This window comes from Cellulophaga geojensis KL-A (assembly GCF_000568425.1).
Classification (GTDB): domain Bacteria; phylum Bacteroidota; class Bacteroidia; order Flavobacteriales; family Flavobacteriaceae; genus Cellulophaga; species Cellulophaga lytica.
The window spans coordinates 381,056-395,552 of record NZ_ARZX01000001.1 but is presented as its reverse complement, the minus strand read 5'-3'; the positions used below and the strand labels follow the sequence as shown (position 1 = coordinate 395,552).

Sequence of the window (14,497 nt, the reverse complement as noted above, 5' to 3'; positions counted from 1 at the left end):
CCTTAAATTTGCACCTTAAAATTAGAAGCAATGAGCAACGAGAAGAATAGAAGAGAAGCTTTAATTTACCACGCAAAACCACAGCCTGGTAAAATAAAAATTGTTCCTACTAAGCCTTATGCAACACAAAGAGACTTGGCATTAGCTTATTCTCCTGGAGTAGCAGAGCCTTGTTTAGAAATAGAAAAAGACAAAGAAAACGCATATAAATATACATCTAAAGGTAATTTAGTTGCTATAATATCTAACGGTACAGCTGTTTTAGGATTGGGTGATATTGGTCCTGAGGCATCTAAACCTGTTATGGAAGGGAAAGCACTGTTATTTAAGATTTTTTCTGATATTGATGGTGTAGATATAGAGGTTGATACTAAAGATGTAGATAAGTTTGTAGAAACTGTAAAAATGATAGCACCTACTTTTGGTGGTATTAACTTAGAAGATATAAGTGCACCTGCTGCTTTTGAAATTGAGCGCAGATTAAAAGAGGAGTTAGATATTCCTGTAATGCATGATGACCAGCACGGTACAGCTATTATTTCTGCAGCGGCATTATTAAATGCATTAGAAATAGCAGGTAAAAAAATTGAAGAAGTACGTATTGTAATAAGTGGTGCAGGTGCTGCTGCTGTTTCTTGTACAAGGTTGTACAAAGCTTTTGGAGCTAAAGATGAGAATATTGTAATGCTAGATAGTAAAGGTGTTATAAGATCTGATAGAGGTAACTTATCTGAAGAAAAAGCTGAGTTTGCATCAGACAGAAAAATAGACACTTTAGATGAGGCTATGAAAGATGCAGATGTTTTTGTAGGACTTTCTATTGCAGATATTGTTTCTCCAGAAATGTTATTGTCTATGGCAAGTAACCCAATTGTTTTTGCAATGGCAAATCCTAATCCAGAGATTAATTATGATTTAGCTGTAAAAACAAGAAAAGATATTATAATGGCTACAGGAAGGTCTGACCATCCTAACCAGGTAAATAATGTTTTAGGATTTCCTTTTATTTTTAGAGGAGCACTAGATGTAAGAGCTACAGGTATTAATGAAGCTATGAAAATGGCAGCAGTTAAAGCCATAGCTAAGTTAGCAAAAGAGCCAGTGCCAGAGCAAGTAAATATTGCGTACGGAGAAACAAGATTAACTTTTGGTGAAGACTATATTATTCCTAAGCCTTTTGATCCAAGATTAATTGCAGAAATTCCTTTAGCTGTAGCAAAGGCTGCTATGGATAGTGGTATAGCAAAACAACCTATTGAAGATTGGGATAAATACAAAGAGGAATTAATTAGACGTTCTGGTAATGACAATAAAGTTGTACGTTTATTACACAACAGAGCAAAAGTAAATCCTAAAAGAATTGTTTTTGCAGAAGCAGATCATTTAGATGTACTAAAAGCAGCACAAATTGCTTATGAAGAAGGTATTGCAGAGCCAATTTTATTAGGTAAAAAAGAAACTATATTAGAGCTTAAAGCAGAGTTAGAGTTTGATGCAGACGTGCAAATTATAGATACTAAAGCAACAGAGTCTAAAGGGCAACGTACATTATACGCTACTAAGTTTTGGGAAAACAGAAAACGTAAAGGAGTTACCTTTTACTACGCCAAAGCTAAAATGAGAGAGCGTAACTATTTTGGATCTATGATGGTAGAAGTAGGTGATGCAGATGGTATGATTTCTGGTTACTCTAGGGCATACCCAACAGTAGTAAAACCTGTTTTTGAAGTTATTGGTAGAGCATCTAATGTGCAAAAAGCCGCAACAGTAAACATAATGGTTACAGATAAAGGACCTTTATTTGTAGCAGATACATCAATAAATATTAACCCTAATGCAGAGGAGTTAGCAGATATTGCTTTAATGACAGCTAACGTAGCTAAAACTTTTGGTTTTGATCCTGTAATGGCTATGACGTCTTATGCTAACTTTGGGTCTTCTAACGAGCCAAATGCTGTTAAGGTTAGAAAAGCGGTGGAAATATTACATACCAAACATCCAAACTTGGTTGTAGACGGAGAAATACAAATGGATTTTGCGTTAAATAAAGAGCTATTACAGAGTCAGTTTCCGTTTTCTAAATTAGCAGGTAAAAAGGTTAATACGTTTATTTTTCCAAACTTAGAGTCGGCTAACATTACCTATAAGTTGCTTAAAGAGTTAAATGATGCAGACTCAATAGGTCCAATTATGTTAGGCTTGCGAAAGTCTGTACATATTCTTCAATTAGGAGCAGATGTAGATGAAATGGTAAATATGACCGCAGTAGCTGTAATAGATGCACAAGAGAGAGAAAAAAGAAGAAAAGCTAAAAACAATCAGTAAATAAAATAATACAAACCAACCTATACCATTCATATGATTACACATTTAAGAGGAAAATTAGTAGAGAAAAATCCAACATTTTTAGTAATTGAGTGTAATGGTGTAGGTTACTTTGTAAACATATCACTGCATACCTTATCCAAGGTGTCTGATGCAGAAAATATTCAGCTGTATACGCATTTACAAGTAAAAGAAGACTCACACACACTTTTTGGTTTTGCAGAAAAATCTGAACGAGAAATTTTTAGATTATTAATTTCTGTATCTGGTATAGGCCCTAGTATTGCACGTACAATGTTATCATCATTATCACCTGCCCAGGTAAGAGATGCAATTGCGGGCGGAGACGTTGCAACTATACAATCTGTAAAAGGTATTGGAGCAAAAACTGCACAGCGTGTAATATTAGATTTAAAAGATAAAGTATTAAAAATATACGATATTGATGAAGTTTCTACTTCTTCAAACAATACAAATAAAGAAGAAGCGTTATCTGCTTTAGAGGTTCTTGGTTTTGCACGTAAGCAAGCAGAAAAAACTGTTGACGTAGTTGTTAGTCAAGACCCAACATTAAGCGTTGAAAACATTATTAAGTTGGCGCTGAAAAATTTGTAATAAGTTTGAAAACAGGGGCAAAAAAAAATCTTTCACCATTATATAGGTTATTAATTATATGTGTGCTTTTCTTAGGTGCGCCAACTTTTGCATTTGCACAAGATGGTGAAGAGCAAGAACAAGATTCTACAAAAACGGGTGTTGCACTTGGTAAAATTACTTTGCCTAATCCTAACAGTATTGTTTCTAAATATACTTATGACCCTGATCTAGATAAATATGTATATTCAGAAAAAGTAGGAGAGTTTAATATTAGTTACCCAATTTATTTAACTCCAGATGAATATTTTGAGTTGGCTCGTAAAGAGGGAATGAAAAACTATTTTAAAGAAAAAGCAGATGCTTTTTCTGGAAAAAAAGCAGGTAGTGAGGAAGCAAGAAAAAATTTATTGCCTAACTTTTATGTAAATAACAATTTTTTTCAATCAATATTTGGTGGTAATACCATAGAGGTTATTCCAACAGGTTCTGTTGCAATGGATTTAGGTGTTATTTGGCAAAAGAATGATAATCCATCTTTATCTCCAAGACAACGTACTAATACTAGTTTTGATTTTGATCAGCAGATACAATTAAGTATGCTTGGTAAAATTGGAGAAAGGTTACAAGTTAGTGCAGACTACAATACTGAAGCTACTTTTGATTTTCAGAATCTAGTTAAATTAGATTATACGCCAACAGAAGATGATATTATACAAAAAATAGAAGTAGGTAATATTAGTATGCCACTAAATAGCTCTTTAATTACAGGGGCGCAAAGTTTATTTGGTGTTAAAACACAGCTTCAATTTGGCAAAACGTTGGTTACAGCAGTTTTATCGGAACAAAGATCACAAAATAATACAGTTGTTGCACAAGGTGGCGGTACGGTAGAAGAGTTTTCTTTTACGGCTTTAGATTATGATGAGGATAAACACTTTTTTTTAGCGCAGTATTTTAGAGATAACTATGATGCAGCTTTAGAAAATTACCCATATATACGTAGTCAAGTACAAATTACAAGATTAGAAGTTTGGGTAACAAACAGAAGACAAGAAACATTAAATGTTAGAAATGTTGTTGCTATACAAGATTTAGGAGAATCTAACACAGACCAAACAAGAATAGGTAAAAGTGGTGGAGCTCCTGCAGGGTTTTTTAACGCTAGTGCAGCAGGTAATTTACCACTTAACAATGCCAATGATTATGACCCTGCTTTAATAGGTAACGGTGGTGCGTTAACAAGTCAAATTAGAGATATAGCAACCGTACAAGCTGGTTTTAATGTGCCAGGTTATACTGTTAACCAGGGCTTTGATTATACAATTTTAGAGAATGCAAGAAAATTAGATGTAGGAAAAGGAGAGTATACTTTTCATCCTCAATTAGGATATATCTCATTAAGTCAGCGTTTAAGTAATGATGAGGTTTTAGCTGTTGCTTTTCAGTACACTTACCAAGGTAATGTATACCAAGTAGGTGAGTTTGCAAATGGTGGTTTAGAGGCAACATCGGTTTCAGCAGGTGCTACTCCTGTGGTAGAAAACAATACTTTGGTGTTAAAATTACTTAAGAGTAATATTACTGCTGTGCAAGATCCTATTTGGGATTTAATGATGAAAAACATCTACAACACAGGTGCGTATCAACTAAGTCAAGAAGATTTTAAGCTTAATATTTTATATGCAGACCCAACACCAAGAAACTATATAACTCCTGTTGCAGAGGGCGCAGGTTCTGGGTGGCCTACAACACCAAAGCCATTACAAGAACGTATTTTATTAGATGTGTTTAATTTAGATAGGTTAAATGCGTATAATGATGTGCAATCTGGTGGAGATGGTTTTTTTGATTATGTAGAAGGTTTAACTATAGACTCTCAAAACGGAAATATAATTTTTACCAAAGTAGAACCTTTTGGTGAGTATATTTTTGATGAGTTAGGTGGTGGTGTTTATGATGTAGATAATGACCAAGGTTATAATGATAACCAAAAAAAGTATGTGTACAGAAATATGTACTCACGTACTAAATCTGCAGCCTTAGAAGATGCAGATAAAAATAAGTTTATAATTAAAGGTAAATACAAATCTCAGGGTATTAATGGCATTCCTATTGGTGCTTTTAATGTTCCAAGGGGTTCTGTACGTGTAACCGCAGGGGGCAGACAATTACAAGAAGGTATAGATTATACCGTAAACTATTCTGCAGGAACAGTACAAATTTTAGACCCTAGTTTGGAGGCTAGTAATACACCAATTAATATTTCGGTAGAAAATAATGCAGTGTTTGGACAACAAACTAGACGTTTTACAGGAGTAAATGTAGAGCATCAGTTTAATGAGAAATTTGTTTTAGGGGGTACTTTTTTAAATTTAAATGAACGTCCGCTTACTCAAAAATCTTCTTATGGTGTAGAGCCAGTTAATAATACAATGTTTGGTTTAAATGGAAACTTCTCTACAGAAATTCCTTTTTTAACTAGGTTGGTAAATAAACTGCCAAATATAGATACAGATGTTCCATCTAACTTATCTATACGTGGTGAGGTAGCTTTATTAAAACCAAACTCGCCTAAAAATGCAAATTTTGAAGGAGAAACTACAACCTATGTAGATGATTTTGAAGGAGCACAATCTTTAATTGATATAAGGTCTTCATTAGGTTGGTATTTGGCAAGTACACCTCTAGAGTTTGCAGATCCAAGTGGGCAATTGTATGGCAGTTCTCCAGATGATACAGAAAATCTTAGAAATGGATTTGGAAGAGCTAAAATGGCTTGGTATTCTATAGATCGTCTTTTTTATTCTAACCAAAGACCATCAGGAATTAATGATAATGATATTTCTTTAAATGCAACCAGAAGAGTTTTTATAGATGAGGTTTTTCCTAAGGTAGAAATTGCACAGGGACAATCTACAACTCAAGGAACTTTAGATTTGGCATACTATCCAAACCTTAAAGGTCCTTACAATAACAATGCAGACTTTAATACTACTGCTCCAGAAGATAAATGGGCAGGAATTATGCGTCCAATGAGTAGTACAAATTTTGAGCAAGCCAATGTAGAGTTTGTGCAGTTTTGGGTTTTAGATCCTTATGTAGATGGGGAAACCACAAGTTCTGGTGAATTGGTGTTTAACATTGGTAATATATCTGAAGATATTTTAAAAGATGGTAAAAAGCAGTATGAAAATGGTTTGCCAGGTATATCTAGCAACGATTTAGTTTCTGAAACATCATGGGGTAAAGTACCAGCAACACAGTCTCTTGTTTATGCTTTTGATGCAGAAGAAAACAACAGAACATTACAAGATTTAGGGTATGATGGTTTAAGTGATTCAGATGAAACATCAATTTTTACAAATAACCCTGCAGATGATCCTGCTTTAGATAATTATGAGTATTACCTAAATAAAGAAGGTAGTATTTTAGAGCGTTACATAAATTACAACAATCCGCAAGGCAACTCTCCTGTACAGGTAACCAATACAAACAGGGGTTCTACTACATTGCCAGATGTAGAAGATATAGATAGAGATTTAACAATGAATACTGTAAACAGTTATTATGAATACAGAATTCCTATTAAGCCTAACACTACTATTAATGATAAATATGTAACTGATATTAAAGAAGGCCAAACGCCAACTTTACCTAATGGTTCTGTTTTAAATAGAAGATGGATACAGTATAAAATTCCGTTAAGTGATTTTACAGATGCCATTGGAGGTATTACAGATTTTAGATCTATTAGTTTTATGCGTATGTATTTAACTGGTTTTTCTGATGATGTTGTAATGCGTTTTGCAACTTTAGATTTGGTTAGGGGTGACTGGCGTACTTATACAAAATCTTTAGAGCCAGATGTAGATAATAATCCTGATGATGATGGCACTTTTGTAGATGTTGCAACAGTTAATATTGAAGAAAACAATACAAGATCACCAATTATTTATGACTTGCCTCCAGGTTTGCGTAGAGAGCAACTTAATAATAACAATACTATTGTACAGCAAAATGAACAATCACTATCATTTAAAATAGAAAACTTAGAGTCTCAGGATTCTAGAGGTGTATTTAAAAATGTAAATATAGATGTAAGACAATATGAGCGTCTTAAAATGTTTATTCATGCAGAAGAAATTTTAGAAACCGATTTTCCTGATGGAGAAAGACCTTTGGTTGGTTTTTTAAGGCTAGGTACAGATTTTAGTGAAAACTTTTACCAAATAGAAGTTCCTTTGGAGTTTACTGCTCACGGAGAAAGTGACAGGGAAAAGATTTGGCCAGAGGATAATGAGATACTTATAGAGTTATCAGACTTAAACAAAATAAAGTCCTACGGTATAGCTGGGCAAACTTTAAGTCAAATAAACTATTATGAAATTATAGACGGTGAAGTTGTTCCTGTAAATGAGTTTGATGCTCGTGAGCCTGGAGTAATGCGTATAGGTTTAAGAGGTAACCCATCTTTAGGTAGTATACGTAGTATGATGGTGGGTGTAAAAAACACTAGTGATGCTGCTGCACGTGGAGAGGTTTGGTTTAATGAGTTGCGTTTGGCTGGTTTAGATAGCAATGGTGGCTGGGCAGCAATTGGTGCCGTAGATTTAAATCTTGCAGATTTTGCAGATGTTTCTGTTACAGGAAGCAAAAGTACATCTGGTTTTGGTGGTATAGATCAAATGCCAAATGAACGTGCCAGAGAAGATGCAATGTCTTATGATGCTGTTACAAATATTAACCTGGGGCAGTTGTTACCTAAAAAGCTAGGTATACAATTACCATTTAATTACGGAATATCTGAGCAGTTAATTACGCCAGAGTTTGATCCAGTTTATGATGACTTGAAGTTAGAGGATAGAATTGCAGCTGCACAAACAAAAGAAGAAGCAGATGCTATAGAAGAACAAGCAGAAGATTACACAAAAAGAACAAGTATAAACTTTATTGGTGTGCGTAAAAATAGAGGAGAAGAGGCAGATGCTAATTTTTACGATGTAGAAAACTTTACCTTTAATTATTCATACAATGAGGTAAACCATAGAGATTTTGAAATTGCTAAATTAAAAGACCAAAATGTGGTTGCTGGTTTAACGTATGCTCATAATTTTGAACCAGTAGAAATAGCACCTTTTGCTAAAAAAGATTCATTATTTACAGGTAAATATTTAAAATGGTTAAAAGACATCAATTTAAATTTATTACCAACAAGCATAGCAGTTAACTCAAATATAAATCGTCAGTTTAATCAACAACGTTTTAGAGATGTTGTAGAGCCAGGTGTAGATGCTTTAGCTTTGCCAGAGCTACAACAACGTAATTATATGTTTAACTGGCAATACAATATAAATTATAACTTAACTAAATCATTACGTTTTAATATATCTGCTTCAAACAACAATATAATACGTAATTATTATAAAGATGATATAGGAGTAGATATAGATGATCAATTAAATATTTGGGATGGCTTTTTTGATATAGGAGAGCCAAACAGACACGCACAACAGTTTGAGTTAAATTATGATATTCCGTTTAATAAAATACCAGCTTTAGATTTTATTAATGCGCAATATGTTTACACAAGTAATTTTGACTGGCAACGTGGTGGAGATGCTTTAAAAGAGGTAGCTGGTGAAGATATTAATAGAATACAAAACGCAAGTACACATACAATAGCAGCAAACTTAACTATGCAAAAATTGTATGATATGGTTGGGTTAAAAAAATCTAAAGGGAAATCTCAATTAACAACAACTCGCCAAGATAAAGCTGGTAATACGCCTAAAGCAAAAAATGGCGGATTTGGAAAAATTGCCACAGATTTAATTACAATGGTTAAGCGTGTAAACTTTAATTATACAGAAACTAGAGGTAAACAATTACCGGGTTATACAAACTCAATTGGTTTTGTAGGAACAACTAAACCTAGTTTAGGATTTGTTTTTGGTAGTCAAGAAGATATACGTTATGATGCTGCTAAGAGAGGTTGGTTAACAACATTTTCGGATTTTAATGAGCAGTTTGTACAAGAAACAAATAGACAGTTAGATATTACTGCGGTTGCAGAACCAATTAGAGATTTAACTATAGATATTACAGCAAACAGAAACTTGTCTGAACGTTACCAAGAAAATTTTTCAGTTGCATTTGAAAATGGAGAGTATGAGTATCAAAACCTTTTAGGAAACAATTATGGAAATTTTGGTATCTCTACAATGATGATAAAAACAGCTTTTACAAAAAGTGATGAGTTTGAGTCGGCTACTTTTGATCAGTTTAAAGAAAATAGGTTAGTTATTGCCAATCGTTTAGCAGGTAATACAGGAGCTAGGGATGCAGAAGGTTACCCAGAGCGTTACGGTAAAACTAGTCAGAATGTATTATTGCCTGCGTTTATTGCTGCTTACACAGGGCAAGATGCATCAAAAGTAAAGTTAGGAGCATTTAGAAACTTTCCTATTCCTAACTGGAGATTAAAGTACACAGGTTTAATGCGTGTAAATTGGTTTAAGGAAAAATTTAAGCGTTTCTCTATTAGTCACGGTTATAGGGCTTCATATAACATCAACTCTTTTCAAACTAATTTAGAAAGAGAAAATACAACTATAGATCCTGAAACTCAAGATTTCTTGCCAGAGAATATTATGGCAAACGTTGTGTTAACAGATCAATTTAACCCATTGGTTCGTTTAGATTTTGAAATGAAGAACTCTATGAGCGTTGTTGCAGAGCTACAAACAATGAGGGCTTTAACAATGAGTTTTGATAATAACTTACTTACAGAGCTTAATAGTAAAGATTATACTGTTGGTTTAGGGTATAGGTTTAAAGATGTAAACTTTGTTACCAATATAGGAGGAGATAAAATGCGTTTTAAAGGAGATTTAAACTTAAAGTTAGATGCTACTTTAAAGGATAATATTACCATTATTAGAAACTTAGAGTTAAATAATAATCAAATTACATCGGGTCAAAATGTGTTTTCATTAAAGTTTGGTGCAGATTATGCGTTAAGCAAATCGTTAGAGGTTGCTTTCTTTTATGATCATTCGTTCTCTAAATTTGCAGTTTCAACTGCATTTCCGCAAACTACAATTAATACAGGTTTTACATTTAAGTATAACTTTGGTAACTAATTTTTTATTTCAGTTTTGTAAGTGTTTTACTGGTAAATATTAAGTAGCTGTTTTAAAAAGAATTATTTCTTGTAATTTTTCAAAATAAATAATTTTCAAATCATTTTTTATCTGTTACATTTGCTGCATTAATTAAAATGATACTAAAATGAACATACCATCAGAATTAAAGTATACTAAGGATCACGAGTGGGTTAAAATAGATGGCGATGTTGCCACTGTAGGAATTACAGATTTTGCTCAGGGTGAGTTAGGAGACATTGTTTATGTTGAGGTAGAAACACTAGATGAGACCTTAGATAAAGATGAGGTTTTTGGTACTGTTGAAGCCGTTAAAACTGTTTCAGATTTATTTTTGCCATTATCAGGAGAAATAATTGAGTTTAATGAGTCTTTAGAAGATGAGCCAGAAAAGGTAAATACAGATCCTTATGGAGATGGTTGGATGATTAAAATTAAAATTAGTGATGCTTCACAGGCACAAGAATTAATGTCTGATGCTGATTATAAAGATTTAATTGGTGGTTAAAAAGCCAATTTATACCATATTATTTATAAGCTGGGTAGTGTTAATTACATTACTCAGCTTATTTTCTTTCAGTAATACAGATCTTCCTTCTGTTAAAATACCATATATAGATAAGCTAGTACATTTCACTTTTTATAGTGTAGCCACATTACTTGGTGTGTTGTCTTTAAAAGAGTTTTTTAACATAAAAAAAGTTAAAACATTAATTATTTGGTATTTAGCCTTTATTTTAATTGTATATGGCATAATTATTGAGATATTACAGCACACAATCACCGTTACCAGAAGCGCAGAATTTTTAGATTTTGTAGCCAATACAATAGGTGTTTTTGTAGGATTATTTGTTGCAAAGCAACTTTTTTTAAAAGAAAGAATATTAAAATGAAAAAATTAATTGCTTAATTAGATAATATTTATTTAAATTAGCGAACACTAAATTAAAACCTATGGAACCAAAGAAAAATCCACAAGCTGACTTAACAAAAAACAGCAGTCTTTATTTTGCAATAGGACTGGCTCTTGTTATGTTTATAGTTTGGCGTGCACTAGAGTACAAAAAATACGATGAAGATAATACATACGACATTACACAGAATGTTGATGATATGTTAGATGAAGAAGTTCCAATGACAGAACAGATTAAAACTCCACCACCTCCACCGCCACCACCAGCAGCACCAGAAGAAATTGCTGTTGTTGAAGATGATGTAGAAGTAGAGGAATCTGTTATTCAGGATACTGAGTCTGATGAGGAAGAGGAAGTAATGGATGTTGAAGATGTTGTTGAAGAAGAAGTAGAAGTAGATGTAGATGTACCTTTTTCTGTAATTGAAGATGTTCCAATTTTTCCTGGATGTGAAAAAGTAAAGAAAAAAGGAGCTAAGGCTTTAAGAGATTGTTTCAACGAAAAAATGAACAAGCACATTAGAAAGCATTTCCAATATCCAGAAATTGCTCAAGAAATGGGTATTCAGGGTAGAGTAAGTGTACGTTTTGTTATTCAAAAAGACGGTTCTATTGGTCAAGTTCAAATGCGTGGTCCAGATAAAAACTTAGAAAAAGAAGCTGCCAGAATTATTGGTAAACTTCCTAAGATGACTCCTGGTAAGCAAAGAGGTAGAGCTGTACGTGTTCCATTTAGTTTACCTATTACATTTAGATTACAATAAGCAAATACGCTTAAAAATATATAAAAAAAATCCGAACCAATTAGGTTCGGATTTTTTTATTCTTTTTTTTCTGTAAAAAATTAAACCCCAAGCTATTGCTTGGGGTTTTTTGGTATACTATTTGTGTTTTAACATAATTGTAACAAATAAAAATAGTATTATGAAAACAAACACAGAAAATTCTGTTGGTTTCCACGGCAATGGAAACAACAGAGCGTCTACCAATGCAACTCCAAAAAAGAGTAAGCACGATGCAAATTTACGAAAAAACAGCTTCTTAAACTTTCAAATTGGTTTAGTTGTGGCAATGGGCTTAGTTTATTTGGCTTTAGAGTCTTCTTATGCATTTGTAGAAGAAAATACTACTAAGCCAGTAGTGCAAGAGAGAGAAATGGTGGAGTACCACCCAGACCTTAATAATTTTAAAGTAGAAGAGGATAAACCAAAAGTTAAGGTTTTGGCAAAAACAGTGGTAAATCCTGATAAAATTAAAATTACTCCAGATAATGCAGTTGAGGATTTTACAGATTTTATAGACGATACTGAGTCAGACCCAGAAGAACCTGTAGCAGTTAGTAGCATTGTAGAACATAAAATTATAGAAGATCCAATAATTCCTTTAGATGTTGTTGAGGAGGTTCCAATATTTCCTGGTTGTGAAAAAGTAGCTAAAGAAAAAAGAAAGGACTGTTTTAATGAAAAAATGCAAAAGCACGTTAAACGCTATTTTAGGTATCCAGATGCAGCAATAGAAATGCGAGAGCAAGGTAGGGTAAGTGTAATGTTTAAAATTGGTACAGATGGCGTGGTAAAAGATGTTCAAATGAGAGGTCCGTCTAAAATATTAGAAAAAGAAGCACAACGCATTATTTCTAAGTTGCCACAAATGACTCCGGGTAAGCAAGGGAAAAGCAATGTTGTAGTACCTTATTCAATACCAATTAATTTTAAATTGGAATAGTGTTAATTGTCTATCAATATTAGGTCTGCTTATGGTAAATAAGCAGGCCTTTTTATTTGTATTGGGTAAAAATTTTAACAAAAATATAAACCTTCATAATTGGTTGTAAAGAAATCATTTAGGTTATATCTTTGCAGTCCATAAAAAATAAGAATGAAAACTGCGGTTGGTACAGTAAAAGAAGCTACAGATGTTTCGGCATTTGCAGATTTTAAAGAAATAACAAAGGCGAGGCTAGCTGTAAGTGTAGTTTTTTCTTCAATAGCTGGTTATTTCTTAGGCGCAGATAAAATAGATTTTACAGTACTATTACTTTTAGCTTTTGGCGGTTACTGTATGGTAGGGGCATCAAATGCATTTAATCAAATTATAGAAAAAGATTTAGATGCGTTAATGAACCGTACAAAAAACAGACCTATTCCTTCTGGTAGAATGACGGTTACAACGGCATCTGTAGTGGCAATAGCTATGACCATAGCGGGTATTGTTTCTTTGTATTTTGTAAATCCAAAGACAGCAATGTTTGGAGCAATATCAATATTTTTATATACCTGCGTTTATACACCGTTAAAAACCATTACTCCGTTAGCGGTTTTTGTAGGGGCTTTTCCTGGGGCAATACCTTTTATGCTGGGTTGGGTTGCAGCAACTAATGAATTTGGAATAGAACCGGGGACGTTATTTATGATTCAGTTTTTTTGGCAATTTCCTCACTTTTGGGCTTTGGGTTGGATGTTAGATGAAGATTATAAAAAAGGAGGATTTAAAATGTTGCCAACCGGTAAAAAAGACAAAGGAACAATTATTCAGATAATAATGTATACGGTTTGGATGATGTTAATTTCTGTAGTGCCTGCTTTTGGTGTTACTGGAACATTACAATTATCTGTAGTGGCAGCCGTAATTGTATTTATAATGGGTGGCGTAATGTTGTTTTTTGCTTTTCGTTTGTTTGATAATAGAGACAATGCATCTGCAAGAAAATTAATGTTGGCCAGTGTTACTTATATTACACTTATGCAAGTGGTATATGTGGTAGATAAGTTTGTGTAATAAAATAGTAGTGGGCAACTATAATATTGCCTTATAAAATAAATAAGTTTTACTAAATGGATTTAACTCATAAGTCAGAAAAACAAAAATCAGACAATGCTAAAAAAATGATGCTTTGGTTTGGTATTGTTAGTTTAATTATGGCATTTGCGGGATGGACAAGTGCTTACATTGTTAGTAGTTCTAGAGAAGATTGGTTAAAAGATTTTGATTTGCCATCTGCTTTTTTCTGGAGTACTTTAATTATTGTAGTAAGTAGTATTACATACTTTTTAGCTGTACAAGCAACTAAAAAAGATAAAAAGTCACAAGCAGCCATATATTTGTGGACTACTTTAGTGTTGGGTATAGCTTTTATAATATTACAATTTGTTGGTTTTTCTCAGTTAATAGGGAATGGTTTTTACTTTACAGGACCAACAAGTAGCATAACAATGTCTTATATATTTTTAATTGCTGTAGTACACGTTGCTCACGTAGTAGCCGGACTTGTATCTTTAATAGTGGTAATAGTTAACCAAATTAGAGGTAAGTACTCATCTACAGAGGTTAATGGTTTAGAAATTGGAGCAACCTTTTGGCATTTCTTAGATTTGTTATGGGTTTATTTAATCTTGTTTTTCTATTTATATCGATAATAAATAGAAATAAAGTTAATTTCAGTTAAAATTTGGTTTTTGTATAGCCGAAAAAAATGTAAATTTGCGAAACTTAATTAGAC

Annotated in this window: 9 protein-coding genes; all 9 read left to right on the top strand. The window is 33.1% G+C overall.

The window, feature by feature from the left end:
* The first annotated feature begins 30 nt into the window (after window positions 1-30).
* The gene (locus KLA_RS01815; protein ID WP_013621443.1) at window positions 31-2,325 is read left to right on the top strand and encodes an NADP-dependent malic enzyme; all 2,295 of its coding nucleotides are present in this window, start codon (window positions 31-33) and stop codon (window positions 2,323-2,325) included.
* A gap of 33 nt (window positions 2,326-2,358) precedes the next feature.
* Window positions 2,359-2,940, top strand: a complete 582-nt coding sequence (gene ruvA, locus KLA_RS01810; protein WP_013621444.1) for a Holliday junction branch migration protein RuvA — start codon at window positions 2,359-2,361, stop codon at window positions 2,938-2,940.
* Window positions 2,941-2,945: 5 nt separating this feature from the next.
* Window positions 2,946-10,064: a cell surface protein SprA gene (sprA, locus tag KLA_RS01805; protein ID WP_034643163.1), complete on the top strand. Its 7,119-nt coding sequence runs from the start codon at window positions 2,946-2,948 to the stop codon at window positions 10,062-10,064.
* A gap of 148 nt (window positions 10,065-10,212) precedes the next feature.
* A complete protein-coding gene (gcvH, locus tag KLA_RS01800) occupies window positions 10,213-10,593 on the top strand; it encodes a glycine cleavage system protein GcvH (RefSeq protein WP_013621446.1) in 381 nt (126 codons plus the stop codon).
* Window positions 10,586-10,978, top strand: coding sequence for a VanZ family protein (locus KLA_RS01795; protein WP_051456020.1), 393 nt, complete (start codon window positions 10,586-10,588; stop codon window positions 10,976-10,978). Before gcvH ends, KLA_RS01795 begins: the two co-directional genes overlap by 8 nt.
* A gap of 61 nt (window positions 10,979-11,039) precedes the next feature.
* Window positions 11,040-11,762, top strand: coding sequence for an energy transducer TonB (locus tag KLA_RS01790; RefSeq protein ID WP_013621448.1), 723 nt, complete (start codon window positions 11,040-11,042; stop codon window positions 11,760-11,762).
* A gap of 160 nt (window positions 11,763-11,922) precedes the next feature.
* Window positions 11,923-12,723, top strand: coding sequence for an energy transducer TonB (locus KLA_RS01785; RefSeq protein ID WP_051456019.1), 801 nt, complete (start codon window positions 11,923-11,925; stop codon window positions 12,721-12,723).
* A gap of 153 nt (window positions 12,724-12,876) precedes the next feature.
* Window positions 12,877-13,776, top strand: coding sequence for a heme o synthase (gene cyoE / locus KLA_RS01780; RefSeq protein WP_013621450.1), 900 nt, complete (start codon window positions 12,877-12,879; stop codon window positions 13,774-13,776).
* Between the two features lie 56 nt (window positions 13,777-13,832).
* Window positions 13,833-14,414: a heme-copper oxidase subunit III gene (locus KLA_RS01775; RefSeq protein ID WP_034643161.1), complete on the top strand. Its 582-nt coding sequence runs from the start codon at window positions 13,833-13,835 to the stop codon at window positions 14,412-14,414.
* Window positions 14,415-14,497 lie beyond the last annotated feature (83 nt).